The sequence below is a fragment of the Bacillus sp. Bvel1 genome, assembly GCF_014872755.1.
GTDB classification, from domain to species: domain Bacteria; phylum Bacillota; class Bacilli; order Bacillales; family Bacillaceae; genus Bacillus; species Bacillus velezensis.
Genome location: NZ_JAAOBZ010000007.1, coordinates 348,861 through 375,477, shown reverse-complemented (window position 1 = coordinate 375,477; position 26,617 = coordinate 348,861). Strand labels below are relative to the sequence as shown.

Genomic DNA, 26,617 nt, shown 5'->3' with positions numbered 1-26,617 from the left:
AACATGACTACCACAAAGAGAAAGTAGGGTTTTAGCATGACAAACGCGCAAAAAGAATATCGTCAGGAAAAAGATTTCCTCGGAGAAAAACAAATTGAAGCTGATGTGTATTACGGAATCCAAACGCTGCGCGCGAAAGAAAACTTTCCGATTACCGGCTACCGCATCCACGAAGAGATGATTAATGCGCTCGCCATCGTCAAAAAAGCGGCGGCGCTTGCCAACATGGATGTAAAACGGCTGTATGAAGGAATCGGAAATGCGATTGTCCAGGCCGCAGACGAGATTCTTGAGGGGAAATGGCATGACCAATTCATCGTCGATCCGATCCAAGGGGGAGCCGGAACGTCCATGAACATGAATGCCAACGAAGTAATCGGCAACAGAGCCCTTGAAATCATGGGCCATAAAAAAGGTGAATACATTCACCTCAGCCCGAACACACACGTCAACATGTCCCAATCGACGAACGACGTGTTCCCGACGGCAATCCATATTTCCACCTTAAAACTTTTGGATAAGCTCCTTGATACGATGGCGCATATGCTGAGTGTCTTTAAGGATAAAGCGAAACAATTTGATTCTGTCATTAAAATGGGGCGCACACACCTTCAGGACGCTGTGCCGATCCGTCTCGGACAGGAATTTGAAGCATACAGCCGCGTGCTCGAGCGTGACATAAAGCGAATTAAACAATCCCGCCAGCATCTGTATGAAGTCAACATGGGGGCAACGGCCGTAGGGACGGGGCTTAATGCCGATCCGCGCTACATAGAACAGGTTGTAAAGCACCTGGCTGACATCAGCGGACTGCCGCTTGTCGGCGCCGGCCATTTGGTTGACGCCACACAAAACACTGATGCGTATACGGAAGTTTCAGCCGCGTTGAAAGTATGCATGATGAACATGTCTAAAATCGCCAACGATCTGCGCTTAATGGCTTCAGGTCCGCGCGCGGGACTTGCGGAAATTTCACTGCCCGCCCGTCAGCCGGGATCATCCATTATGCCTGGGAAAGTCAACCCTGTAATGGCAGAGCTGATCAACCAAATCGCCTTCCAGGTCATCGGGAATGACAATACGATCTGCCTCGCTTCAGAAGCGGGCCAGCTGGAGCTTAACGTAATGGAGCCGGTACTCGTATTTAACCTGCTTCAATCCATCAGCATCATGAATAACGGGTTCCGTTCATTTACCGATCATTGTCTGGCGGGAATTGAAGCCAACGAAAAACGTCTGAAGCAATACGTGGAAAAAAGCGTCGGCGTCATTACAGCGGTCAATCCGCACCTCGGCTATGAAGCGGCTGCGCGAATTGCCCGTGAAGCCATCATGACGGGGCAATCTGTAAGAGATCTCTGCCTTCAAAATGATGTACTGACAGAAGAAGAATTGGATATCATTTTGAATCCGTATGAAATGACAAAACCGGGGATTGCCGGAAAAGATCTATTAGAAAAATAAATTTTAAAGCAACAACAGCCGCCTTTTCACGTTTTTCAGTGAATAGGCGGTTGCCATACAAAGGGATGAGGCAGTATAGTATAATTTGTTATATCATTTGATGAAAGCGTTTTAGCTTTTTTCTTCTAGGGGGATTTTCTTGTGAAAGAGGTCAGATTGCCAAATTTATTGGAAATTATTATCTTATTATTCGGGTTTTTAGCACTTGTCTTATCGTTCACAGTGTTTTTAGACCTGCCGATCCAGCTAGCTCTATTAATATCCTGGTTTTTCGCTATTATTCTCGGAGTCAGGCTGGGATATTCATATAAAGACTTGCAGGATTCGATTGTCACCGGGATATCAAACGGTCTTGAAGCGGTGTTGATTCTCGTTTCGGTCGGTGCGCTCATCGGGACATGGATTGCCGGCGGCGTTGTGCCGACGTTAATTTATTATGGTTTAGAGTTTATTAATCCTCATATTTTCCTTCTGGCTACACTGGTTATTTGTTCCGTTATGTCCGTTGCGACCGGAACATCGTGGGGAACCGTGGGAACCGCGGGAATCGCCATGATTGCCATCGGAGAGGGAATGGGTATACCGCTTCCGATCGTAGCGGGAGCCGTTTTGTCCGGCGCTTACTTCGGAGACAAGCTTTCACCGCTGTCTGACAGTACGGTGCTTGCCTCCACGCTTTCTAAGGTGGATGTGCTGTCACACGTCAGAGCGATGATGTATCTGTCAATTCCGTCCTATATTATTACGGCCATTCTATTTACCGTAACGGGATTTATATACGGCGGAAAAAATATTGATCTCGACAAAGTGGAATTTTTAAAATCTTCATTGCAGAAAACGTTTGATATTCATATATGGATGCTCATTCCGGCTGTTGTCGTCGTTGTCCTTCTGATTTTGAAAAAGCCGTCTATGCCCGTTATTATCATCGGTGCTTTGCTTGGCGCAATCTGGGCTTCCGTCTTTCAGGGAATGAATTTTGCCAGTGCCATCGCGACTGCTTATAATGGTTTTTCTATTAAAACGGACGTCGAATTTTTAAACGGCCTGTTAAACCGCGGAGGCATTACCGGTATGCTGGATACGTTAGTCGTTATCCTGTTCGGTCTCGGTTTTGGAGGTATTCTTGAGAAGCTCGGCGTATTAAAAGTGATTGTCTCAACTTTTGAGAAAAAGCTGACCACACCGGGAAATGTGACGCTTTCGACATTGATCGTCGCCCTTTTAGGAAACATTTTCGGCTGTGCGATGTACGTGTCATTGATCCTGACGCCGAAAATCATGGAGAACAGTTATGATAAACTGAAACTTGACAGAAGAGTTTTATCCCGGAACGCAGAGGTGGGCGGAACGCTTACTTCAGGGATGGTGCCGTGGTCTGATAACGGCATCTATATGGCCGGCATTCTCGGCGTATCCACATTTTCATATCTGCCGTTCATGTGGCTCAGTTTTGTATCTATCGGACTGGCAATATTGTACGGATACACGGGGAAATTCATTTGGTACACGAAAGAAAAATCCTTGCAATCTCAAAAATTGGGTTAGGAGGTTCATTTCATGATTACAAAGCATATGATTCGGACGTTAATGATTGAAACGCCGACTGTTCCCGGAAATCTCGGAAAAGTGGCAACCGCCATCGGAGTGATGGGCGGAGATATCGGGGAAGTTGAAACCGTTAAAGTCGGCCCGAACTACACAATGCGCAACATCACGGTGCAGGCCGAAAATGAGGAGCAGCTGCAGGAAATCATTCAAGCCATTGAAGCTCTCGGTGAAGGCATCCGGCTTCATACAGTCTCAGATGAAGTGCTCTCTGCTCATGAAGGCGGCAAAATTCAAATGAAAAGCAAAATGCCGATCCGGACATTGGCTGAGCTTGGCCGTGTTTATACACCGGGCGTCGCCGATGTGTGCCGACTGATTGAAAACGAGCCTGAAAAAGCGTCCATCTATACGACAATCAGCAATTCTGTCGCCATTGTCACCGACGGCACGGCGATTCTCGGCCTCGGCAATATCGGTTCTGTCGCCGGAATGCCTGTAATGGAAGGGAAAGCCGCGCTTTTTGACCAGCTGGCGGGTATCAGCGGAATTCCGATTTTGCTTGATACCTCTGATCCGGAAGAAATTATTCGCACGGTAAAACATATTTCTCCGGGGTTCAGCGGAATACTGCTTGAAGATATCGGTTCGCCTCACTGCTTTGACATTGAAGACCGCCTGAAAGAAGAACTGGATATTCCGGTTATGCACGATGATCAGCACGGCACGGCGGTCGTCACGCTCGCCGCCGCCATTTCCGCTTGTAAAAGCGCCGGTCTTGATTTAAAAGAAGCGAAGGTCGGACAGATCGGTCTCGGCGCGGCAGGCGTCGCCATCTGCCGGATGTTTATGGCATACGGAGTCAAAGCGGTCTGCGGAACGGACAAGTCAGAAGACGCAATGAACCGCCTCGCTCAGTACGGAGGTCAGCAGCTTGGAAGCATCAAAGATTTAATGGACACGTGTGACATTGTGATCAGCACCACCGGAGTTCCGGGTCTCATTAAAAAAGAGGATGTCAGAAAAGGACATGTCATTCTGGCCTTATCTAATCCGAAGCCGGAGATTGAACCGGAAGACGCATTACAAGCCGGAGCCGCTTATGCAGCCGACGGCCGCTCGGTCAATAATGTTCTCGGCTTCCCGGGGATTTTCCGCGGCGCGCTGAACGCCAAAAGCAAGAAAATCGACCATGAAATGCTTGTGGCGGCCGCAGAAGCCATCGCCTCTTGCACAAAACACGGCGATCTCGTGCCTCAGCCTTTGGATGCGGACGTGCATCAGGCTGTATCAGCAGCCGTAGAACGGGCCGCGGCAGGAAAATAAACAACTCTTACAGTACCGGACATGTGCCGGTGCTGTTTTTTTAGATGAATAGGAAACGGAATTCTTAGGCAGGCTAACAGATAGCAAAAGACGGAATAAAGAGGTGTCAATGTGGATTATTTTCCGCTGATCCATACAAATATTTGGGATGCTGTGATCGGCGTGCCGGTCGTCTTATGCGTTACACAGCTGATCAAAGTGTTCTGCCGGGTTCCGGGCATATTCGTTCCCACGATTGCCCTTGCTGCCGGAAATGTTGTGTCTATCGTTTTCGGTCACCATGAACACGTGTATGCGGGGATTTTCATGGGATTTTTTTACGGATACGCCGCTATGGGGAGCTATTCATCTGCCAAAACGTCTCTGCGCGCTTACCGGTCGAAACATGAGCCGTATTCATGAACACATCGGGATTTTTTTGTTATGATAAAGAAAAGGCAAAAAGGAGCGATTGGCACATGGCGAAGAGCAAAACGAAAAAAATGCGGGAGCATCTCAGAAGAAACGGGATGCGTGACGCAGTCTTGTCAAGGGGGACGGCGCCGCCTTTCAGCACCCATGAAAGAGTGACGAAAACTAAAAAAGACAGGCTTGAAAGAATAAAGCATAAAAAAAGGAACCCCTATGATCACCGGAGTGATGACGGGGGTTCTTTTTTTATGCCCGAATCTCGCGCCTTTCTATGATTTCTCTGTCATGTTTTCTCTTTTCTTTCATACAATCTACTAAATCAAGTCAATAGATTAGCGGGAGGAAAGCGGTATGAGAAAACAATCGTACAAAGAACTGTTTTTTCGCCATGTAAAGGATCATCTGTCACTTTATATATTTGTGTTCGTCTTGTTTTTGATGGGGGTCATTTTCGGGGCGATCATCGTCAACAGCATGACCATCACGCAGAAAGAAGATTTGTATTACTATTTAAGCAAGTTTTTCGGACAGCTGTCTGACGGAAAACATGCCGGCGCTTCAGAAATGTTTTGGCAGGCCGTCTTTCATGATGTAAAATATTTGGGGCTGATGTGGATTCTCGGTATTTCCGTAATCGGTCTTCCGGTTATTTTCATTATGGTGTTTTTAAAAGGAATCGTCGTCGGCTTCACGGTCGGTTTTTTAGTGAATCAAATGGGAATGAACGGGTTTTTCCTGTCATTTATTTCGGTTCTGCCGCAAAACATCGTTCTCATTCCGGCATATCTTATCATGGGGACATGCTCCATCGCTTTTTCACTGAAACTGATCCGGCAGCTGTTTGTCAAACGCAGCCTTCATGACGCGCCGATCCAATGGTTCGGACGCTACGCCTTCGTGCTGATTCTCATCGTTTTCTTCTCGGTCATCGCCTCGCTGCTCGAGGCGTACATGTCTCCGCTGTTTATGGAAAAGCTGTCATCACGCATATTTTAGAATTATTATCACAAAATAATACTTTTATTTATCAGTTTATAATAATTATAGTTGGAACTCTGCGCGTATTTTGTTATAATGAGTCATGGAATGCGGCGTAGGAGGGAAAGACATGGAAAACCGTATTGATCGAATTAAAAAGCAGCTGCACTCGTCAAGCTACAAGCTTACGCCACAGCGGGAAGCAACGGTAAGAGTGCTGCTTGAAAACGAAGAAGACCATTTAAGCGCAGAAGATGTATACCTCCTCGTAAAAGAGAAATCTCCTGAAATTGGTCTCGCTACAGTATACCGTACATTAGAATTATTAACAGAATTAAAAGTCGTTGATAAAATTAACTTCGGGGACGGCGTATCCCGCTACGACCTTCGCAAAGAAGGCGCGGCTCACTTTCATCACCATTTGGTGTGCATGGAGTGCGGAGCCGTCGATGAAATTGAAGAAGATCTGCTTGAAGACGTTGAAGAAGTGATTGAACGTGATTGGAAATTTAAAATTAAAGATCATAGATTGACTTTTCACGGAATCTGCCACCGCTGCCGCGGGGATGAAACAGAGTAAAAGCCTATGAACCTTTTCTGCCAGGAAAGGGTTTTTTGCTGTTTTTATGTATAAAAGCCTTTGAAATTGGCATAAGGTGTACTAACAGCCGCCAAAAGAAAGGGTCGATCGAAAGATGGGCAGATTCCTGAAAACAGCCGCGGATACGATCAAAGTGTTTATTCTGTTCACAGGTTTTACCGCGCTGTTCTATTATGCTATGATATGGGTGAATTCAGAGTATGAAAACTATCATCGGTACGATAAACCGGAAGGCTCCGCCGTCAAAGTGGCCAAAACGGAACATGAGGAGAAAGACGGCTGGTTCGGCCGATTGATCTTTTTTTACCAAAACGGGGAGTAGATCAAGAGTGAAGGATCAAATTAAGGATTTCATCCATTATGTGAGGGTTGAAAGAGGGCTGGCCCAAAATACGATGATGTCCTATGAGCGTGATCTGAAAAGTTATTCTCTCTTCTTAACTGAAACCCTTCAGATCACTTCATGGAATGATGTGACCCGTCTTCATATTATTCAATATTTAAAGCATATAAAGGACTCCGGGAAATCCGGCAAGACGTCTGCCAGGCATTTGGCGTCGATCCGGTCTTTTCATCAATTTCTGTTAAGGGAAAAAGCCGCGGATAAAGATCCTTCGGTACATATTGAAACACAAAAAACAGAGCGGACACTTCCGAAAGTATTGGCGCTTCACGAAGTTGAGCGGTTATTGGACACGCCTAAGCTTGACAGCCCGTTCGGTCTCAGGGATAAAGCCATGCTTGAACTGCTGTACGCAACCGGCATCCGGGTCAGCGAGATGATCGAGCTGAAATTATCCGACGTCCATTTGACGATGGGATTTGTCCGCTGCTTCGGAAAAGGGCGGAAAGAGCGGATTGTGCCGATTGGTGAAGCCGCTTCCCATGCGATAGAAGCATACATTGAAAAAGCCAGAGGGAAATTATTAAAGAAAAACGTAACCGAAGCGCTTTTTCTGAATCATCACGGCAGGCAGATCAGCCGTCAGGGATTCTGGAAAAACCTGAAAAAAATCGCCCTTGAAGCGGGGATTAAAAAAGAGCTGACACCGCACACGCTCCGGCACTCTTTTGCAACGCACCTGCTCGAAAACGGCGCGGATCTGCGCGCCGTGCAGGAGATGCTCGGACATGCCGATATTTCCACGACACAAATTTATACGCATGTGACGAAAACAAGGCTGAAGGACGTGTACAAACAGTATCATCCGCGCGCTTAGGAGCCGCTGCCAGAGGGGCCGCGGTTTTTTTTGCCGGATTGGCGGAATACAGAGAAGGTTGTAATTATTTGAATCGGCATTGTCAACAAGAATGTAAACGGTTTATACTTGAGTTGTCTGACCTCTGTAAGCTACAATGGACAGATGGAAGAAAAGGAGGCTTTTATGATGTCTGAATACAAATATAACCGGGTATTTTTAATTGTAATGGATTCTGTCGGAATCGGTGAAGCGCCGGACGCCGCCGATTTTAATGATACAGGCGCAAATACGCTCGGACATATCGCAGAGCACATGAACGGCTTACATATGCCCCATATGGCGCAGCTCGGTCTCGGACTGATCGGAGACATTAAGGGCGTGGAAAAAACGGAGCACCCTCTTGCGTACTACGGAAAAATGCAGGAGGCGTCAAACGGGAAAGATACGATGACGGGGCACTGGGAGATTATGGGCCTCTACATTGAAAAACCGTTTAAAGTGTTCCCGGAAGGATTCCCGGATGAACTTCTTCAGGAACTTGAGCGGCGTTCAGGACGGAAAATCATCGGAAATAAGCCGGCTTCAGGCACGGCGATTCTGGACGAGCTCGGAAAAGAACATATGGAAACGGGTGCGCTGATCGTTTACACATCAGCAGATTCCGTGCTGCAGATTGCGGCTCACGAAGATGTCGTTCCGCTGGAAGAGCTGTACAGCATCTGTGAAACGGCCAGAGAACTGACGCTTGATCCGAAGTACATGGTCGGCCGGATTATCGCAAGACCGTTCGTCGGAGAACCGGGCAGCTTCAAACGCACGCCGAACCGTCATGATTATGCGCTCAAACCGTTCGGCCGCACGGTAATGAACGGAATGAAAGACAGCGGATTAGACGTCATTTCCATCGGCAAAATTTCTGATATTTATGACGGAGAAGGCATTACATCTTCCCGCCGCACGGTATCTAATATGGATGGCATGGACAAAGTGATTGAAACGCTCGGTGAAGAGTTTACGGGCCTGAGCTTTGCCAACCTCGTTGATTTCGACGCGCTGTACGGACACCGCCGCGATCCGGAAGGGTACGGAAAAGCGCTTGAGGAATTCGACGCGAGGCTTCCGGAAGTGTTTGAAAAAATGAAAGAAGACGATCTGCTTATTATCACTGCGGATCACGGCAATGATCCTGTCCATCACGGCACGGATCACACGCGGGAGTATGTGCCGCTTCTTGTTTACAGCAAAAAGCACAAACATACAGAACAACTGCCGCTTGCGGATACATTTGCCGATATCGGCGCAACCATTGCCGATAATTTTAAAACGGAAAAGCCGGAATACGGAAAAAGCTTTTTATCAAGATTACAGTAGGGGGACTTTTTTTGAAACAAAAGATCGAACGTGCTGCTGCATTTATTAAAGAACACGTGAAAGAAACACCAAAGATCGGTCTGATTTTAGGGTCAGGGCTCGGCGTATTGGCCGATGAAATTGAAGGAGCCGTCAAGCTTACATATGAAACGATCCCTGATTTTCCGGTCTCAACGGTAGAAGGCCATGCCGGCCAGCTTGTGATGGGAACGCTTGAAGGCGTGCAGGTCATCGCGATGCAGGGCCGCTTTCATTACTATGAAGGCTACTCAATGGATCAGGTCACATTTCCAGTCCGCGTGATGAAAGCGCTCGGCGTTGAATCTCTCGTCGTGACGAATGCAGCCGGCGGTATCAACACTGAATTCCGCGCCGGCGATCTGATGATTATTACAGACCATATCAACTTTACAGGCACCAACCCGTTAATCGGGCCGAACGAAGCTGAATTCGGAGCGAGATTCCCGGACATGTCAGAAGCCTATGACAAAGAGCTGTCAAGCTTGGCTGAAAAAACGGCCGATGAGCTGGGCATTCCTGTTCAAAAAGGTGTGTATACAGCTGTTACGGGGCCGTCTTACGAAACGCCTGCTGAGGTTCGGTTTTTAAGAACGATGGGGTCTGACGCTGTCGGCATGTCGACCGTGCCGGAAGTCATCGTCGCCAACCACGCGGGGATGCGCGTGCTCGGCATCTCATGCATTTCCAACGCGGCGGCGGGTATTCTTGACCAGCCGTTATCCCATGAAGAAGTAATGGAAATGACGGAAAAAGTAAAAGGCGGCTTTTTGAAGCTTGTAAAATCCGTAGTCGCACGATCTCAAAAATAAGTCAGCATAAGTCAGCTGTTTCTTCGGAAGCAGCTGTTTTTTTGTGTCCTCAACACGAAACATTTTCCAGATGAGGCGTATAAAACCACCGGATTTGGAAAAAATAAAAAGGATTATGAAATGGAGGGCTTTGGAGATGAAACGTCTTATATCCACTTTGTTGATTGGCATTTTATTAACGGCATCAGCACCGTCCGCTTTTGCAAAGCCGGACGGAAAACATACATCGGAGCTCGCTCATGAAGCCAAAAGCGCCGTGCTGATTGAACGCGATACGGGAAGCATTCTTTATAACAAGAACAGCCGGGAGCGTCTGGCGCCGGCAAGCATGACAAAAATCATGACCATGCTTTTAATCATGGAAGCGCTTGACAAAGGGAAAATAAAGATGAGCGATAAAGTCAGGACGAGTGAACACGCCGCGTCCATGGGCGGATCACAGATTTTCCTTGAACCCGGAGAAGAAATGACGGTAAAAGAAATGCTCAAAGGAATTGCGATAGCTTCCGGAAATGACGCATCTGTCGCAATGGCGGAGTATATCGCCGGTTCAGAAGAGGATTTCGTCAGCCGGATGAACAAAAAAGCAAAAGAATTGGGATTGAAAGATACCTCCTTCAAAAACCCGACAGGACTGCCTGAAAAAGACCATTACAGCTCTGCTTATGACATGGCGAAAATGGCGAAGGAATTATTAAAGTACGATAAAATCACTCAATTTACGGGAACGTATGAGGATTATTTAAGAGAAAATACAGACAAAAAGTTCTGGCTCGTCAATACAAACCGGCTGATCAAATTTTACCCGGGTGTAGACGGCGTGAAGACGGGCTTTACAGGCGAAGCGAAGTATTGTTTAACCGCCACCGCTAAAAAAGGGAATATGAGGGTCATTGCTGTCGTTTTCGGAGCCAGCACCCCGAAAGAAAGAAACGCCCAAGTGACCAAAATGCTTGATTACGCCTTCAGCCAGTTCAAAACACACCCGCTGTACAAACGGAATCAAATCGTCGGAACGGTAAAAGTGAAAAAAGGAAAACAGAAACTGATCAAGCTGACCACATCTGAGCCGATTTCTCTTCTGGCCAAAAAGGGAGAGAACATGGACAAAGTAAAAAAAGAAGTGAAAATCAACGGCAATGTAACGGCTCCGGTTAAAAAAGGAGAGGTGCTCGGCAGCCTCGTTCTGAAAAAAGACGGAAAGGTGCTCGTTGAAAGCCCGGTCACGGCAAAAGACGACATGGAAAAAGCGGGTTTTCTCACTTTTCTGAAGCGGACGATGGGAGATTGGACAAAATTTAAATAATCATGGCGAACGGGCACTAGTTTTGTCATAGTGAAGGAATTGCTTTCCCGAAAATCGAAACACTCATTATCCGATCATACAAGGAGGAATGAGCATGAGCCTTGGAATTGACTTTCATGTCAAAGAATCCGTGCTTTGTATTCGATTAACAGGTGAACTCGACCATCATACGGCAGAATCATTAAAACAAAAGGTTACTGAATCGCTGGAGGCTGACAGCATCCGTCACATTGTGCTGAACCTTGAAGATCTTACCTTCATGGACAGCTCCGGCCTCGGCGTGATTTTAGGGCGTTATAAACAAATTAAACAGCTCGGCGGAGAAATGGTCGTGTGCGCGATTTCGCCAGCGGTGAGACGTCTGTTTGACATGTCCGGCCTGTTTAAAATCATCAGGTTCGAACAATCGGAACAAAAAGCGCTTTTAACGTTGGGGGTGGCTTCATGAAAAACGAGATGCATCTTGAATTTTCAGCCCTCAGTCAGAACGAATCGTTTGCGCGCGTAACGGTTGCTTCTTTTATCGCGCAGCTTGACCCGACGATGGATGAGCTGACGGAAATCAAGACCGTCGTATCAGAAGCGGTAACAAACGCAATCATCCACGGCTATGAAGAAAACTGCGACGGAAAGGTGTACATCTCCGTTACGCTGGAGGATCATGTCGTCTATCTGACCATACGTGATGAAGGCCTCGGGATCACGGATCTTGAGGAAGCGCGCCAGCCGCTCTTTACGACAAAACCCGAGCTTGAGCGCTCCGGAATGGGCTTTACCATTATGGAAAACTTTATGGATGATGTCACGATTGATTCCTCGCCGGAGATGGGAACGACGATACGCTTAACAAAACACCTATCAAAAAGCAAAGCGCTTTGTAATTAAGGAGATTTGTTATGGATGTGGAGGTTAAGAAAAACAGCAAAAACGCGCAGCTCAAGGACCATGAAGTCAAAGAATTAATCAAAAAGAGCCAAGAGGGCGACCAGCAGGCAAGAGACCTCCTCATAGAAAAAAACATGCGTCTTGTGTGGTCCGTCGTTCAAAGGTTTTTAAACAGAGGCTATGAGCCGGACGATCTGTTTCAGATCGGCTGTATCGGATTATTAAAATCCGTTGATAAATTCGATTTGTCCTATGATGTCCGTTTTTCAACTTATGCCGTGCCGATGATTATCGGAGAAATCCAGCGCTTCATCCGTGATGACGGAACCGTCAAAGTATCAAGATCTTTAAAAGAGCTCGGCAATAAAATACGCCGGGCGAAAGATGAACTGTCAAAAACATACGGAAGAGTGCCGACCGTCCAGGAAATCGCGGATCATTTAGAAATTGATGCGGAGGATGTGGTGCTTGCGCAGGAAGCGGTGCGGGCGCCTTCATCCATTCATGAGACCGTGTATGAAAATGACGGAGACCCGATCACCCTGCTTGATCAGATCGCCGATCATTCAGAAGAGAAGTGGTTTGACAAAATCGCCCTCAAGGAAGCGATCAGTGATTTGGAAGAACGGGAAAAACTCATTGTCTATCTGAGATATTATAAAGATCAGACACAGTCGGAAGTAGCCGAACGGCTCGGGATTTCCCAAGTCCAGGTATCGAGGCTGGAGAAAAAAATATTAAAGCAGATTAAAGTGCAGATGGATCATACGGAAAGCTGACCTTTTACGGGCCGGCTTTTTTTATTTGTGCATCGGTGGTAATTTATGGTCTTTTGCCGCTGATGAATGAGAACAAAAGTGAACCACATACTACATATATAACCACCCGAAAGATGGTGATGCAAGATGGAAAGACGAATATTTCTCAGACTTCGCCACCGCGTGAAGGCTCATACCGGAGATATCATCACAGTCGGCGACGCCGCGCAGATTGCGGGACAGCAAAAGCTGAAAAAAAAACTGTCGGCACTGCCGCTGTATAAGGTCACGAAAAAAGACAAAAATATCGTCGTGCTGGACATCATAAAAGTGCTGAAAACCATTCATACTGCTTTTCCCGCGCTTGATGTACAGACCGTCGGCGGCGCTGAAACGATAGTGGAAATCCATTACCAGAAAAAGCAGCTGTCAGCCGTTTTATTCGTCGGTGTCTGGCTCCTGCTTTTTATCGGTTCATGTCTTGCCATTATGAATTTTCATGAAGATGTCAGTATGAGAGAAGTTCATATCGCCTTATATGAAATCATAACGGGCGAACGGAATGAATACCCGTATCTGCTTCAGATTCCATACAGCATCGGCCTCGGTCTCGGTATGATCGTCTTTTTTAATCACATCTTCAAAAAACGCCTGAATGAAGAGCCAAGCCCGTTGGAAGTCGAGATGTTTAATTATCAGCTTGATCTCGATCATTATGTCGCAATGCACGAAAATGAAGAGACGATGAAAGATCTGCATGATCGTTAGCATTCTTTTCGTTATATTTGTCGGGCTTGGCGGAGGGCTGACCGTGGGCGCGGGCTTTGTGGCTTTTTTAACCGTTATGGGAATCGTCCCCCGCCTTATGCAGCTGACAAAAACAATGCGCTTTGTACAGGCCTACGAAGGAGCTGTTATTTCAGGAGCTGTGTTCGGCGGCTGGGAAACCTTAAATATGAATCATTTTTTTTTATCTGAATGGCTGGCCGTTCCGGTCGGGCTTTTGGCCGGCATGTTTATCGGCATGCTGGCCGCCGCGCTTACAGAAGTGCTGAATGTGCTTCCCATTCTTGCCAAACGGATCGGCTTCGGCAGCAAAATCATTATATTGCTGATGGCCATTGTGTTCGGCAAAATAGCCGGCTCTTTATTTCATTGGCTGTATTTTATCCATCATTCATAAGGAGGAACCGACGTGACAAACTTAAAAGAAAATTACAAAACAAAAGTGAAAGACTATCAGCCGAAACCGCCATATGTTTGGAATTGCGTCAAAGCCTTTCTGATCGGCGGTTTGATCTGTCTGATCGGACAGGCTCTTCAAGATTTTTACATCCACTTTTTTAATTTTAATGAAAAAACAGCTGGCAACCCGACGGCCGCCACTCTTATTTTAATTTCCGCCCTTTTGACCGGATTCGGCATTTATGACAGACTCGGGCAGTTTGCCGGAGCGGGTTCAGCCGTGCCGGTGACGGGTTTTGCAAACAGTATGACAAGCGCGGCTCTGGAACACAGAAGTGAAGGACTCGTGCTCGGAGTAGCGACAAACATGTTTAAATTGGCGGGAAACGTCATTGTATTCGGCGTCGTGGCAGCCTATATCGTAGGCTTGATACGGTTTGCTTGTGAAAAACTGTTTTCGTAGGAGGAGAAAAAATGAAATTAACCGGAAAGCAAACCTGGGTGTTTGAAAACCCGTTATTTGTAAATGCGGCGGGGACGGCAGCCGGACCGAAAGAAAAAGACGGCCCGCTCGGTTCGCTGTTTGATAAGACATACGATGAAATGCATTGCAATCAGAAAAACTGGGAAATGGCGGAGCGTCAGTTAATGGAAGATGCCATCAACTCAGCTTTGCAAAAACAGAATTTGAAAAAGAGCGATATTGATTTGTTACTCGCGGGGGATCTTTTAAATCAAAATGTGACCGCCAACTACGTCGCCAGACATCTGAAAATTCCGTTCCTCTGTCTGTTCGGCGCCTGTTCGACATCAATGGAAACGATTGCCGTCGCATCCGCGCTCATTGACGGCGGTTTTGCGAACCGGGCGATCGCAGCCACGAGCAGCCATAACGCGACGGCAGAACGGCAATTCCGCAATCCGACGGAGTATGGCGGGCAAAAACCGGATACCGCCACTTCAACGGTCACGGGGGGCGGGGCGGTCATCATCAGCCAAAACCCTTCTGATATCAAGATTACAAGCGCAACAGTGGGAAAAGTAAGCGACCTCGGGATTACGGACCCGTTCGATATGGGATCCGCCATGGCGCCCGCTGCCGCCGACACAATCAAACAGCACCTGCAGGACTTAAACCGCACGGCGGATGATTATGATCTGATTTTAACGGGAGACCTTTCAGGCGTCGGCTCGCCGATCGTGAAAGATTTGCTCAAAGAAGAAGGCTATCCCGCCGGAACGAAACACGATGACTGCGGTCTTCTCATCTATACGCCGGACCAGCAGGTGTTTGCGGGCGGAAGCGGCTGCGCCTGCTCCGCGCTTGTTACGTACACACATATTTTTAATCAATTAAAATCAGGGGCTCTGAACAGGGTGCTCGTTGTCGCGACAGGAGCGCTTTTAAGTCCGACAATGATCCAGCAGAAAGAAACCATTCCGACCATCGCGCACGGTGTGGTATTTGAGCGGGCGGGAGGTGCATCATAAATGGAATATCTGTTGGCTTTTGTTTGCGGGGGAATCATATGCATTATCGGTCAGCTGCTGCTTGACATTTTTAAACTGACACCCGCCCATGTGATGACAACTTTTGTCGTCATCGGCGCCTTGTTGGATGGGTTCGGAATATATGACAAATTTATCGAATTTGCAGGTGCGGGCGCGACGGTTCCCATTGTCAGCTTCGGTCACAGCTTATTGCACGGCGCCATGCATCAAGCTCACGAGCATGGATTTATCGGGATCGCCATGGGGATTTTTGAACTTACTTCCGCCGGTATATCTTCAGCGATTTTATTCGCATTTCTTGTAGCCATTATTTTTAAACCGAAAGGATAATGCCTGATGACGAAACGGAAGGTCATTCTTGTGACAGACGGGGACGTATACGCCGCCAAAACAATTGAATATGCCGCGGAAAAAGCAGGCGGGCGGTGTATTTCCCAATCAAAGGGCAATCCGTCAACCAGAAGCGGCCCCGAACTTGTTCAGCTGATTAAAGCCGCGCCGAATGACCCGGTGTTTGTCATGTTTGACGATTCAGGCCTGCAAGGGGAAGGGCCGGGCGAAACGGCGCTGAAATATGTCGCCTCACATCAGGACATTGAAGTGCTGGGGGTGATTGCGGTCGCTTCTAAGACCCATCAGGCTGAATGGACGAAAGTCGATGTCTCCATTGACCGTGATGGAGAAGTGACGGAGTATGGCGTCGATAAAACCGGAATGAGAGAAATGGACGAGCACAGAATGAACGGAGATACGGTGTATTGTCTGGATAAATTGGACGTTCCTCTCATTGTGGGCATCGGCGACATAGGAAAGATGGGGAGAAAAGATGACATATCCAAAGGCTCGCCGATTACGATGAAGGCGGTCGAATTCATTTTAGAAAGGAGCGAAAGTCATGCCGGAAAAACCGGAAAACATGATCAAGGTATACCGGGATCCTAGAAAAAATGAACAATTTTTTAAAGACCGCGTCGGTATGGGAACGAGCTATGATGTCGGCGTCCGCAAAGTTCGAGTATTAGACCGGGAAGTCCAGATTTACTTTGTCAACGGATTAACCGATACTTTGTTTATCATTCATTTAATGGAACAGCTCGTCGACGTCAATAATTATGATGAGAATGCGGATGAAGCGATTGACGTTGTTGAAAACAGGCTTGTCAATCAGCAGGTCCAAAAAGTCAAAACGCTCGACGAAGCAACAGACCAAGTGCTTTCCGGACTTGTGGCCGTTATCGTTGAAGACGCGGGCTTCGCCTTTATCGTTGACGTCAGAAGTTACCCCGGACGCACACCGGAAGAACCGGATACGGAAAAGGTCGTCCGCGGGGCAAGAGACGGTTTTATCGAAAATATCGTCATTAATACAGCATTGATCAGAAGACGAATCAGGGACGAAAGGCTCCGCGTCAAAATTACGAAAGTCGGCGAGCGCTCTAAGACCGATCTTGCCATTGTGTATATAGAAGACATCGCGGACCCGGACCTTGTCAGCATCGTCGAAAACGAAGTGAATGCGATTGACATTGACGGATTGACGATGTCTGATAAAACAGTGGAAGAATTCATCGTCAAACAGGGCTACAACCCGTTTCCGATGGTCAGATACACGGAGCGGCCGGATGTGGCCGCCAATCACATTTTGGAAGGGCACGTCATCATCGTCGTTGATACGTCACCGAGCGTGATCATAACGCCGACAACGATTTTTCACCATGTTCAGCATGCGGAAGAATACAGGCAGGCGCCTTCAGTGGGAACATTTTTAAGATGGATCAGGTTCTTCGGTATTATCGCTTCAACGGTTCTGCTTCCGATCTGGTTTCTCTTTGTTCTCGAACCGTCTCTTCTGCCTGAAAGATTGGATTTTATCGGTTTAAATAAAAATACGCACATCCCGATCATTCTGCAAATCTTTTTAGCCGATTTGGGGATTGAGTTTCTCAGGATGGCCGCGATCCATACGCCGACCGCTTTATCCACCGCCATGGGTCTGATTGCGGCGGTGCTGATCGGTCAAATCGCCATAGCGGTGGGGCTGTTTTCAGCAGAAGTGATTCTGTACGTATCGATCGCCGCCATCGGATCATTTACCACGCCGAGCTATGAGCTCAGCCTCGCCAATAAAATGATACGCCTCATCTTAATGGTGCTCGTGGCCATTTTCCAAGTGAAAGGCTTTGTGATAGGCTTTACATTGCTGCTGATCATAATGGCGAATATCCGTTCGTTTCATACGCCGTATTTATGGCCGTTTTTACCGTTTAACGGCAAGGCGCTGTGGCAGGTGCTCGTCCGGACGACAGTGCCGGGAGCGAAAGTCAGACCGAGCATTGTTCACCCGAAAGACCGTCAAAGACAGCCAAGCGGTTCATAATCGCATTGAAACCGACAGAAGATTATGATATTGTATGTCTTAACTTATACGGGACTTGTATAAGGACAGCTCAAAAGAAGCTGTCCTTTTCACCCATAGGCGGATCAGAAAGAGGGAATGAGCATTGTTCTTACATGGCACAAGCAGACAAAACAAACTAGGTCATTTGGAAATCGGAGGTGTGGACGCGCTGTATTTAGCGGAGCATTACGGCACGCCTCTTTATGTTTACGATGTGGCTTTAATACGTGAGCGCGCTAAAAGCTTTAAACAGGCATTCATTGACGCGGATTTAAAGGCGCAGGTCGCGTACGCGAGCAAGGCGTTTTCTTCCGTTGCGATGATACAGCTCGCTGAGCAGGAGGGGCTCTCATTGGACGTTGTATCCGGCGGAGAGCTGTTTACGGCGGTTGCGGCTGGTTTTCCGGCTGACAGGATTCATTTTCACGGCAACAACAAAAGCAAAGAAGAGTTGAAAATGGCGCTCGATCATCAAATCGGCTGCATCGTCGTTGATAATTTTTATGAAATATCCTTACTCGCGGAACTGTGCCGCAAATCAGGGCGCACAATGGATGTGCTTCTCCGGATCACTCCGGGGGTAGAGGCCCATACGCATGATTATATTACAACGGGGCAGGAAGATTCCAAATTCGGTTTTGATCTGCATAACGGGCAAATAGAAAAGGCGATTGAACAAGTATTGCAGTCAGACCATATCCGCCTTCTCGGCGTTCACTGCCACATCGGATCGCAAATTTTTGATACGGCGGGCTTTGTGCTGGCCGCAGAAAAAATCTTTGCAAAACTGAATGAATGGAGAGAATCATTCGGCTTTGTCTCTGAAGTGCTGAATTTAGGGGGCGGCTTCGGCATCCGCTACACGGAAGAGGATGAACCCCTTCATCCCGCCGTTTATGTGGAAAAAATTATCGAAGCGGTAAAAGAAAACGCAGCGCTGCACGCTTTTGACATTCCGGAGATCTGGATTGAACCGGGACGCTCGCTCGTCGGAGATGCCGGAACGACGCTTTATACCATCGGTTCGCAAAAAGAAGTGCCCGGCACCCGTAAATATGCAGCGGTTGACGGGGGCATGAGCGATAATATCCGTCCTGCGTTGTATCAGGCGAAATATGAAGCCGTATCGGCAAACAGAATCGGAGAACACCACGACAAAACGGTATCCATCGCGGGTAAGTGCTGTGAAAGCGGGGATATGCTCATTTGGGATATAGACCTTCCGGAAGTGAAAGAAGGCGATCTTCTCGCCGTTTTCTGCACGGGAGCGTACGGATACAGCATGGCTAACAACTACAACCGTATTCCGCGTCCCGCCGTCGTTTTTGTGGAAGACGGCGAAGCACATCTTGTCATTAGAAGAGAAACTTATGAAGACATTGTAAAACTGGATCTGCCGTTTAAGACGGGGGTCAAACAATAAATAAAAAAGAGACCGGAACAATGGCGTCCGGTCTCTTTTTGCGTTCAGCTGTCAGAACTTGATCCGCTGTCTCCTGTAAATACAGACACGATTGCATTCCAAATCGAAGCGAAGAAATCAATAACTTTTTGAACAAAGCTTTTGCCTTCATCGGATTGAATGAACTTCGTGATTTTGTCTTTTGCCTTATCGAGCTGGCTGCCGACTTGGCCCCAATCAATCTTTGCATTTTTCATTTTATTAAACAATGAAACGAGCTGGTCTTTTTGAGCGTCAGTCAGTGTAATGTTAAGGTTTGAAGCCGCATCATCGACCTTTTTCTCGATTCCTTCTTTTGTATCGGGCACACCGTTTTTCGCGAAATCATCTTTAATGTTTGCGATAAGCGCGGAGGCGTTTTTATCCCCGATTTTATCCCCGAGATTTGAAGTGGTGACAAGCTCTTGGTTGGCGACCTGTTTTACATCTTCTGAAATCGCTTTGTCTGATGAGACTTCATATGCCTTGATGATTCCCGTTAATGCTGCGGTGCCTGATACCTCAAACGGCGCCGTCACGTATACTTTCGCATCTTTCACTCCTGCTGTCATCAGGGCGTTTAAGTACATTTCATCCGTAATGGAATCGATATTATGGGTCTTAACGTCAAGCCCGGACCCTTTCTTTGCCACCGTAATGGATGACGAAGAGATGGCTCTTGTGCCGATTTGGGCATTCGATATATATTTTCCCAGATATTCATGTTCTTCTTTATTAGTGACCGTCACTTTTGTCGCGTTATCAGGGACATTTAATTCGTCAAGCACTTTCTGACGGTTTTCGTTTGACAGATCCGCCCCCAGTGTGACGATGACATCTCCGACTGCGGCATCGGCCAGGCTGATTTTCGGTATTGTGCACAATACAACGGCCGCCGCCAGCAATCCAATCCACATTTTTTTCAAAGCGGTTAACCTCCTTCTTTTCACAAATGCCGTTTTGAAGCGGTTTGTGAGGACCTGCGTGAAGCAGTTCCGATACATAGACGGCTGTGAAGCTGTTCTGGTTTCATTTTCTTTCTGCGGAAGCGGGGAGATTCGTTTTCCGGCTGAAGGTGTGGTATAATAGCCGCGAAAAGAAGAGCAGAAGCCTCTTCCTTCAAAAGAATATCAAAAAGAAAGCCGGCTTACAATTGAAATTCATATTAAAGAAGGCTTTGACAAAAAAAATACGGAAGTAGGAATGAGAATGAAAACTGGTTACATCGAAATGGAAAACGGCAGCAGAATCGAATTTGAACTTTATCCGAATGAAGCGCCTAATACAGTCGCTAACTTTGAAAATCTGGCGAATACGGGCTTTTATGACGGCGTTATTTTCCACCGCGTGATTCCGGGCTTTGTCAGCCAAGGCGGAGATCCGACTGGGACAGGCATGGGCGGAAGCGGAAAAACGATCAAATGTGAAACAGAAGGCAATCCGCATAAACACGAAGCCGGTTCTTTATCAATGGCGCATGCCGGTAAAGACACGGGTTCAAGCCAATTCTTCATCGTACATGAGCCGCAGCCGCATTTAAACGGCGTTCATACTGTATTCGGAAAAGTGACAAGCGGTTTAGAGCATGCGAAAAACATGTCTAACGGAGACAAAATGAAAGAAATCCGTGTAGAAGGATAATGACGGAAAACCCGCCTTTTTCAGGCGGGTTTTTTTTATGTATATGAAAATTCTCATGTGTAAATCATGAAAAAATACATATATGAACATCGGTGATCATTCTGGTATAGTGAAAAAGACCGATTACAACAATGAAAAGAGGTAGAAACGTTGGTTCAATTGGCAACCGTTTTATTTGTCATTATCATTCTCGCACTTATGATTTGGTTCAGGGTAAAAAAGGGAAACAGGCCGATTAAAGGCGGCGGCTTAGGCATCATTCTCCCGCTTTTGATTATCGCCGTCATTTTCACATTCAGTATCAGCCAGCTCATGAATATCCCGGGAAAGCCGTTTCATTTTCCCGCTCTTTGGGAGCTCGCCATCGCCGGACTGTTAGGCGCGGTATTCGGTATCATCATGCTGTCGCAAACCGCCTATGAAATCCGGGAAGACGGCTTTGTCTACTCCAAGCGGAATAAAAACTTTAAATATGTCATTATCGCGATTATTGCGATCCGTATCGCGCTCAGCCAATATTTCAAAAGCATTGACGCGGCGGAATTCGCCGTTTTAACGATGGAGCTTGCTTTTGTGTATTTGTGCATTTGGCGGATCGGAAGCTTCGTGAAATACCGTAAAATCAGCAGATCCGGCTTATAAAATGAAAAAAATGGATGGGGTGCGGGGCTTATTTGCCCTCTGTGCAGGGATTCATGGTAAAATAAAAATGACCATGGCTAATGGGAGGAAATCACTTGAAATCAGAAAAAGAAAAAACTTCTAAAAAAAGCGCCGTACTTGATTGGGCGAAAGCCATTATCATCGCTGTCGTTCTGGCACTGCTCATCCGAAACTTTTTATTTGCCCCTTATCTCGTTGATGGAAGATCAATGGATCCGACGCTGCATGACCGCGAGAGAATCTTTGTCAATATGACGGTCAAATACATAAGCGACTTCAAACGCGGCCAGATCGTCGTGCTGAACGGAGAAAATGAGCACTATGTCAAACGGATTATCGGACTTCCCGGCGACACGGTGCAAATGAAAAACGATCAGCTGTATATCAACGGCAAAAAAGTGTCCGAACCGTATTTAGCGGCAAACAAGAACAAGGCGAAGCAAGGCGGCTTTGACCGGCTGACGGAAGACTTCGGCCCGGTGAAAGTGCCGGACGACAAATATTTCGTCATGGGTGATAACCGCAGAGAATCTATGGACAGCCGCAACGGCCTCGGTCTTTTTACGAAAAAACAAATAGCGGGCACATCAAAATTCGTCTTCTTCCCGTTTAACGAAATTCGCAAGACGAAATAAACCGTACAGGCAGTTTTCTTCATGAGAAAACTGCTTTTTTTATATAAATTTATCACTCCACCCTCAAAAACAGAACATAAATTCGTATATCTATTTAATAGATAGAAAGTTTTACAGATACATGAAACATCTTCCCTTTATGAAACGTTATATGAATAACTCACGCAGGGAAGAACGGTTTTCTATTCATGAAAAAAAGGAATATGACATAGTAATGAATAGATTGATACGGGCTGGAGGTAGAAAAATGGGAAGAATTAAAACAAAAGCAGCCATTTTACTTGTACTGCTGCTGTTATTAGCGGGCGGTTATATGGTCATAAACGATATTGAACTGAAAGACGTGCCGACTGCAATCGGACAAACCCTGTCCCAGGAAAAAGAAGAATATACAGTCAAAACATATAAAATTACGAAAATCGAAGGAACTGAGTACCACGGTACGGCAGCGAACGGCACAAAAATTATTTTTAACGGCGACAAGCTGAAGCAGGATCTCTCCGATGTAAAAAAAGGTGATAAGATTAAAGCGTATTTCAGCAAATCAAACCGGATTGACGGCTTATTGAAGGTCGTCAAAGTGAACGAATAAATAAAGACGCCTTTTATGGGAAAAGGGCGCTTTTTATTTTTCTGAATAATGAGGTGCAAATTCATTGCGCCTGCCGCAAAGGATGTTATAATAGCGGATAAGGACAAAAAAATATTGATTGTATCCTTCGGGGCTGGGTGAAAATCCCGACCGGCGGTAATAAGGCGCTTTGCGCTTTACAGCCCGTGACCCGTATGCATCTGTATACGGTGGATTCAGTGAAAAGCTGAAGCCGACAGTGAAAGTCTGGATGGGAGAAGGATGAGAGAAGCTATGCAAAAAATAAACTTACTGTATAGTCTTATTTCCTATGGATTAAAACTGGCAAAGCCCCGAACTGTGTAAACATTCGGGGCTTTTTTGACGCCAAATTGCGTGGAAGAAGGGAGGGATAACGATGGATGAATATTATATGAATACGGCAATAGAACTTGCCAGACGCGGTGAAGGACAGACACAGTCCAATCCTCTTGTCGGCGCTGTCGTCGTCAAAAACGGACAGATCGTCGGAATGGGCGCCCATTTGCAATACGGAGAAGCGCATGCCGAGGTTCACGCGATTAATATGGCCGGCAGACACGCAAAAGGCGCCGATTTGTATGTGACGCTGGAGCCTTGCAGCCATTACGGAAAAACACCGCCATGCGCCGAACTGATAATAAAGTCGGGGATAAAAAGGGTGTTCATTGCTGTGAAAGATCCGAATCCGCTTGTAGCCGGAAAAGGCATCGGAATGCTGGAAGCAGCGGGCATCGAAGTGAAAACCGGCCTTCTCAGGCAGCAGGCAGAAGAGCTGAATAAAATGTTTCTTCACTTCATGCGGACCGGACTTCCGTATGTCACCTTGAAAGCGGCCGCGAGCCTTGACGGGAAAACAGCGACCGAAACCGGTGACAGCAAGTGGATTACATCAGAGGCGGCAAGGCTTGATGCCCAGCAATACAGGAAATCGCATCAAAGCATTCTTGTCGGAGCAGGCACAGTCAAAGCCGATAATCCGAGCCTGACCTGCAGGCTTCCTGATGCGGTGAAGCAGCCGGTCAGAGTGATTCTCGATACAAAGCTGACCATTCCTGAAACGGCAAATGTGCTCACTGACGGCGCTGCGCCGACATGGATATTTACGGCCAAAGGTGCAGACGTGCAAAAGCAAGACCGGCTGACCGCACTCGGAATAAAAGTTTTTCCGCTGGAAACAGACCGCATTCACATCCCTGAGGTGCTCAGTATTCTCGCTGAAAACGGAATAATGTCCGTTTATGTGGAAGGCGGAGCATCCGTACACGGAAGTTTTGTCAAGGAAGGCTGTTTCCAAGAGCTTCATTTCTATTTCGCCCCTAAATTAATCGGAGGAACGCTTGCTCCCAGCTTGATCTCCGGTGAAGGTTTTCAATCAATGAAAGATGTCCCCCATTTGCAATTCACACAAATCACCCAAATCGGGCCGGATATAAAACTGACGGCCATACCTAAAGATGGAAAGGATGGTGACGATGTTTACAGGAATCGTTGAAGAAACAGGCACGATCCAAGCAATCAAAAAGACAGGCCTTTCCATGGCATTAACCATCGCCGCTTCAAAAGTGACTAGCGATGTGAAACTTGGCGACAGCATTGCGGTAAACGGCATCTGCCTGACCGTAACCGGATTTTCTGACAATCAATTTACGGTTGATGTCATGCCGGAAACAGTGAAATCCACTTCGCTGAACGGCTTGTCAAAAGGCAGTAAAGTAAACCTGGAAAGAGCGATGTCCGCCAACGGACGGTTCGGCGGCCACTTTGTATCAGGGCATGTGGACGGAACGGCGGAAATTACGCGGATTGAGAAAAAAAGCAACGCGGTCTATTACGATTTAAAACTTTCGCCGGAATTGACAAAAACGCTCGTATTGAAAGGTTCAATTACGGTAGACGGCGTGAGCCTGACGATTTTCGGTCTATCAGATGAAAGCGTGACGGTATCCATCATTCCGCATACCATCTCAGAAACGATTTTTCAGACGAAAACAGTCGGATCGACCGTAAATATTGAGTGTGACATGATCGGCAAATACTTATACCGCTTTTTGCACAAAACAGAACAAACGAAAAGCAATCAAACTATCACGGAAGCCTTTTTAAGCGAGAACGGCTTTTAGAAAGGAAGATCGATATGTTTCATCCGATAGAAGAGGCGTTAGAGGCGCTGAAAAAAGGTGAAGTCATCATTGTTGTCGATGATGAAGACAGAGAAAACGAAGGAGATTTCGTAGCGCTGGCTGAGCATGCCACGCCTGAAGTGGTGAATTTTATGGCGACCCATGGGAGAGGCCTGATCTGCACGCCGCTGTCTGAAGACATCGCCGGCCGGCTGGATCTTCACCCGATGGTCGATCATAATACGGACTCACATGAGACCGCCTTTACGGTCAGTATTGACCACAGGCTGACAAAAACGGGCATCAGCGCTCAAGAACGTTCTTTTACCATTCAGGCGCTGTTGAACGAGGAATCTGGGTCTGACGATTTTCAGCGTCCGGGCCACATTTTCCCCTTAATCGCAAAAAAAGGAGGCGTCCTGAAGCGGGCGGGCCATACGGAAGCAGCCGTTGACCTTGCAAAAGCCTGCGGATCTCAGGGAGCGGGCGTCATTTGTGAAATTATGAATGAAGACGGCACAATGGCCAGAGTGCCGGAGTTAGCCGAAATCGCCGAACGCCACCAGCTGAAAATGATTACGATAAAAGACTTAATAGAGTACCGTTACAACATTACGACACTTGTGAACAGAGAAGTTGATATTACGCTGCCGACTGACTTCGGCACGTTTAGAGTTTACGGATATACAAACGAGGTTGACGGAAAAGAACATCTCGCCTTTGTCATGGGGGATGTCCCGTTTAACAGCGAACCCGTTCTTGTCAGAGTGCACTCAGAATGCCTGACGGGCGATGTGTTTGCATCCCATCGCTGTGATTGCGGACCTCAGCTTCATGCCGCGCTTGCGCAAATTGCTGAAGAAGGCCGCGGCGTTCTATTGTATTTGCGCCAGGAAGGCAGAGGAATCGGTTTAATCAATAAGCTGAAGGCGTACCGATTGCAGGAACAAGGGTACGACACGGTTGAAGCGAACGAAGCGCTCGGCTTTCTGCCTGATCTGCGCAACTACGGCATCGGCGCCCAGATTCTCCGCGACTTAGGGGTTCAGCATATGAAACTTTTAACCAATAACCCCCGGAAAATCGCCGGCCTCGAAGGATACGGTCTCAGCATTTCGGAACGGGTGCCGCTTCAAATGGAAGCGAGTGAGCATAACAAGCAGTATTTACAGACCAAAATGAAAAAACTTGGACATCTGCTTCATTTCTAAAAACAAATCTCACAAAAAAGGATGGATAACATATGAATATCATACAAGGAAACCTAGTAGGAACAGGACTTAAAATCGGAATCGTCGTCGGCAGATTTAATGAATTTATAACGAGCAAGCTGTTAAGCGGAGCGGAAGACACGCTGCTTCGCCACGGTGTAGAATCAAACGACATTGACGTCGCTTGGGTGCCGGGAGCGTTTGAAATCCCGTTTGCGGCAAAGAAAATGGCGGAAACGAAAAAATACGATGCCGTCATTACGCTCGGCACGGTTATCAGAGGAGCGACAACGCATTATGACTATGTCTGCAATGAAGCGGCAAAAGGCATCGCCCAGGCGGGAACGGCGACGGGCGTCCCGGTTATCTTCGGCATCGTGACGACTGAAACCATTGAGCAGGCCATCGAACGAGCCGGAACAAAAGCCGGAAATAAGGGAGCGGATTGCGCAGTATCTGCCATTGAAATGGCAAATTTAAACCGTTCATTTGAATAATTTGTTGAAAAGCGTTTAAAA

Annotated in this window: 32 protein-coding genes and 1 riboswitch; of the genes, 31 read left to right on the top strand and 1 reads right to left on the bottom strand. The window is 47.1% G+C overall.

All coding sequences use genetic code 11. The features are described 5' to 3' along the window. Positions 1 to 36 precede the first annotated feature (36 nt). The 23 genes from aspA to lysA all read left to right on the top strand — a co-directional run bounded on the left by aspA (position 37) and on the right by lysA (position 19,198). Complete coding sequence (gene aspA / locus HAP68_RS11235) at positions 37 to 1,464, top strand: aspartate ammonia-lyase (RefSeq protein ID WP_003153322.1); 1,428 nt, start codon at positions 37 to 39, stop codon at positions 1,462 to 1,464. Between the two features lie 141 nt (positions 1,465 to 1,605). Next, positions 1,606 to 3,012, top strand: a complete 1,407-nt coding sequence (nhaC, locus tag HAP68_RS11230) for a Na+/H+ antiporter NhaC (protein ID WP_003153323.1) — start codon at positions 1,606 to 1,608, stop codon at positions 3,010 to 3,012. Between the two features lie 12 nt (positions 3,013 to 3,024). Then, positions 3,025 to 4,338, top strand: coding sequence for an NAD-dependent malic enzyme (locus HAP68_RS11225; RefSeq protein ID WP_024085552.1), 1,314 nt, complete (start codon positions 3,025 to 3,027; stop codon positions 4,336 to 4,338). 111 nt (positions 4,339 to 4,449) lie between these two features. After that, positions 4,450 to 4,740 carry a hypothetical protein gene (locus tag HAP68_RS11220; protein WP_003153325.1) on the top strand — a complete coding sequence of 97 codons (291 nt, stop codon included), beginning with the start codon at positions 4,450 to 4,452 and terminating at the stop codon, positions 4,738 to 4,740. Between the two features lie 56 nt (positions 4,741 to 4,796). Beyond that, positions 4,797 to 5,024 (top strand): hypothetical protein, encoded by a 228-nt coding sequence (locus HAP68_RS11215; protein WP_024085551.1) that lies wholly within the window; start codon positions 4,797 to 4,799, stop codon positions 5,022 to 5,024. A 76-nt stretch (positions 5,025 to 5,100) separates the two neighbouring features. Beyond that, complete coding sequence (gene spoIIM / locus HAP68_RS11210) at positions 5,101 to 5,745, top strand: stage II sporulation protein M (RefSeq protein WP_024085550.1); 645 nt, start codon at positions 5,101 to 5,103, stop codon at positions 5,743 to 5,745. A 112-nt stretch (positions 5,746 to 5,857) separates the two neighbouring features. After that, positions 5,858 to 6,307: a ferric iron uptake transcriptional regulator gene (gene fur / locus HAP68_RS11205; protein WP_003153330.1), complete on the top strand. Its 450-nt coding sequence runs from the start codon at positions 5,858 to 5,860 to the stop codon at positions 6,305 to 6,307. A 115-nt stretch (positions 6,308 to 6,422) separates the two neighbouring features. Beyond that, positions 6,423 to 6,650 carry a YqzK family protein gene (locus tag HAP68_RS11200; RefSeq protein ID WP_003153331.1) on the top strand — a complete coding sequence of 76 codons (228 nt, stop codon included), beginning with the start codon at positions 6,423 to 6,425 and terminating at the stop codon, positions 6,648 to 6,650. 7 nt (positions 6,651 to 6,657) lie between these two features. Beyond that, positions 6,658 to 7,548, top strand: coding sequence for a site-specific tyrosine recombinase XerD (xerD, locus tag HAP68_RS11195; protein WP_003153334.1), 891 nt, complete (start codon positions 6,658 to 6,660; stop codon positions 7,546 to 7,548). Between the two features lie 168 nt (positions 7,549 to 7,716). After that, positions 7,717 to 8,901, top strand: a complete 1,185-nt coding sequence (gene deoB / locus HAP68_RS11190) for a phosphopentomutase (RefSeq protein ID WP_024085549.1) — start codon at positions 7,717 to 7,719, stop codon at positions 8,899 to 8,901. 11 nt (positions 8,902 to 8,912) lie between these two features. Then, positions 8,913 to 9,731 carry a purine-nucleoside phosphorylase gene (locus HAP68_RS11185; RefSeq protein ID WP_024085548.1) on the top strand — a complete coding sequence of 273 codons (819 nt, stop codon included), beginning with the start codon at positions 8,913 to 8,915 and terminating at the stop codon, positions 9,729 to 9,731. 136 nt (positions 9,732 to 9,867) lie between these two features. Next, entirely contained in the window at positions 9,868 to 11,037 is a 1,170-nt protein-coding gene (locus tag HAP68_RS11180; RefSeq protein ID WP_003153342.1) for a D-alanyl-D-alanine carboxypeptidase family protein, read from the top strand. A gap of 94 nt (positions 11,038 to 11,131) precedes the next feature. Further along, the gene (gene spoIIAA / locus HAP68_RS11175; protein WP_003153343.1) at positions 11,132 to 11,485 is read left to right on the top strand and encodes an anti-sigma F factor antagonist; all 354 of its coding nucleotides are present in this window, start codon (positions 11,132 to 11,134) and stop codon (positions 11,483 to 11,485) included. Continuing rightward, entirely contained in the window at positions 11,482 to 11,922 is a 441-nt protein-coding gene (gene spoIIAB / locus HAP68_RS11170; protein WP_003153347.1) for an anti-sigma F factor, read from the top strand. Before spoIIAA ends, spoIIAB begins: the two co-directional genes overlap by 4 nt. An 11-nt stretch (positions 11,923 to 11,933) precedes the next feature. Beyond that, a complete protein-coding gene (gene sigF / locus HAP68_RS11165) occupies positions 11,934 to 12,701 on the top strand; it encodes an RNA polymerase sporulation sigma factor SigF (RefSeq protein ID WP_003153348.1) in 768 nt (255 codons plus the stop codon). Positions 12,702 to 12,827: 126 nt separating this feature from the next. Continuing rightward, complete coding sequence (locus HAP68_RS11160) at positions 12,828 to 13,448, top strand: stage V sporulation protein AA (RefSeq protein WP_003153349.1); 621 nt, start codon at positions 12,828 to 12,830, stop codon at positions 13,446 to 13,448. Beyond that, positions 13,438 to 13,863: a stage V sporulation protein AB gene (locus HAP68_RS11155; RefSeq protein WP_003153350.1), complete on the top strand. Its 426-nt coding sequence runs from the start codon at positions 13,438 to 13,440 to the stop codon at positions 13,861 to 13,863. Before HAP68_RS11160 ends, HAP68_RS11155 begins: the two co-directional genes overlap by 11 nt. Before the next feature lie 12 nt (positions 13,864 to 13,875). After that, positions 13,876 to 14,328, top strand: a complete 453-nt coding sequence (spoVAC, locus tag HAP68_RS11150; RefSeq protein WP_003153353.1) for a stage V sporulation protein AC — start codon at positions 13,876 to 13,878, stop codon at positions 14,326 to 14,328. A gap of 11 nt (positions 14,329 to 14,339) precedes the next feature. Further along, positions 14,340 to 15,356: a stage V sporulation protein AD gene (gene spoVAD, locus HAP68_RS11145; RefSeq protein WP_003153355.1), complete on the top strand. Its 1,017-nt coding sequence runs from the start codon at positions 14,340 to 14,342 to the stop codon at positions 15,354 to 15,356. After that, positions 15,357 to 15,707, top strand: coding sequence for a stage V sporulation protein AE (gene spoVAE / locus HAP68_RS11140; protein WP_003153356.1), 351 nt, complete (start codon positions 15,357 to 15,359; stop codon positions 15,705 to 15,707). A 3-nt stretch (positions 15,708 to 15,710) separates the two neighbouring features. Beyond that, positions 15,711 to 16,319, top strand: a complete 609-nt coding sequence (gene spoVAEA, locus HAP68_RS11135; RefSeq protein WP_024085547.1) for a stage V sporulation protein SpoVABEA — start codon at positions 15,711 to 15,713, stop codon at positions 16,317 to 16,319. Further along, entirely contained in the window at positions 16,273 to 17,754 is a 1,482-nt protein-coding gene (locus HAP68_RS11130) for a spore germination protein (RefSeq protein ID WP_003153360.1), read from the top strand. The genes spoVAEA and HAP68_RS11130 overlap by 47 nt, the downstream gene beginning before the upstream one ends. 124 nt (positions 17,755 to 17,878) lie before the next feature. Further along, on the top strand, positions 17,879 to 19,198 hold the full coding sequence (lysA, locus tag HAP68_RS11125) for a diaminopimelate decarboxylase (RefSeq protein ID WP_014305333.1): 1,320 nt from the start codon (positions 17,879 to 17,881) through the stop codon (positions 19,196 to 19,198). Between the two features lie 44 nt (positions 19,199 to 19,242). Here lysA and HAP68_RS11120 read toward each other — a convergent pair whose 3' ends face one another. Beyond that, positions 19,243 to 20,142, bottom strand: coding sequence for a DUF1002 domain-containing protein (locus tag HAP68_RS11120; protein ID WP_003153362.1), 900 nt, complete (start codon positions 20,140 to 20,142; stop codon positions 19,243 to 19,245). Positions 20,143 to 20,425: 283 nt separating this feature from the next. Here HAP68_RS11120 and HAP68_RS11115 point away from each other — a divergent pair, with 283 nt between their 5' ends. The 8 genes from HAP68_RS11115 (at position 20,426) to ribH (ending at position 26,596) form a co-directional block, all read left to right on the top strand. Further along, entirely contained in the window at positions 20,426 to 20,857 is a 432-nt protein-coding gene (locus tag HAP68_RS11115; RefSeq protein WP_003153363.1) for a peptidylprolyl isomerase, read from the top strand. Positions 20,858 to 21,007: 150 nt separating this feature from the next. Next, a complete protein-coding gene (locus HAP68_RS11110; RefSeq protein WP_014305331.1) occupies positions 21,008 to 21,499 on the top strand; it encodes a CcdC protein domain-containing protein in 492 nt (163 codons plus the stop codon). Between the two features lie 80 nt (positions 21,500 to 21,579). Then, positions 21,580 to 22,155 carry a signal peptidase I gene (lepB, locus tag HAP68_RS11105; protein ID WP_024085545.1) on the top strand — a complete coding sequence of 192 codons (576 nt, stop codon included), beginning with the start codon at positions 21,580 to 21,582 and terminating at the stop codon, positions 22,153 to 22,155. A 247-nt stretch (positions 22,156 to 22,402) separates the two neighbouring features. Continuing rightward, positions 22,403 to 22,747: a hypothetical protein gene (locus HAP68_RS11100; protein WP_003153366.1), complete on the top strand. Its 345-nt coding sequence runs from the start codon at positions 22,403 to 22,405 to the stop codon at positions 22,745 to 22,747. Between the two features lie 119 nt (positions 22,748 to 22,866). Beyond that, positions 22,867 to 23,013, top strand: a riboswitch (FMN riboswitch). A gap of 131 nt (positions 23,014 to 23,144) precedes the next feature. Then, positions 23,145 to 24,260: a bifunctional diaminohydroxyphosphoribosylaminopyrimidine deaminase/5-amino-6-(5-phosphoribosylamino)uracil reductase RibD gene (ribD, locus tag HAP68_RS11095; protein ID WP_024085544.1), complete on the top strand. Its 1,116-nt coding sequence runs from the start codon at positions 23,145 to 23,147 to the stop codon at positions 24,258 to 24,260. Further along, positions 24,241 to 24,888 (top strand): riboflavin synthase, encoded by a 648-nt coding sequence (ribE, locus tag HAP68_RS11090; RefSeq protein WP_003153370.1) that lies wholly within the window; start codon positions 24,241 to 24,243, stop codon positions 24,886 to 24,888. The genes ribD and ribE overlap by 20 nt, the downstream gene beginning before the upstream one ends. Positions 24,889 to 24,902: 14 nt before the next feature. Then, positions 24,903 to 26,099, top strand: a complete 1,197-nt coding sequence (locus HAP68_RS11085) for a bifunctional 3,4-dihydroxy-2-butanone-4-phosphate synthase/GTP cyclohydrolase II (RefSeq protein ID WP_024085543.1) — start codon at positions 24,903 to 24,905, stop codon at positions 26,097 to 26,099. A gap of 32 nt (positions 26,100 to 26,131) precedes the next feature. Beyond that, positions 26,132 to 26,596, top strand: a complete 465-nt coding sequence (gene ribH, locus HAP68_RS11080) for a 6,7-dimethyl-8-ribityllumazine synthase (RefSeq protein WP_003153372.1) — start codon at positions 26,132 to 26,134, stop codon at positions 26,594 to 26,596. The last annotated feature ends 21 nt before the right edge of the window (positions 26,597 to 26,617 follow it).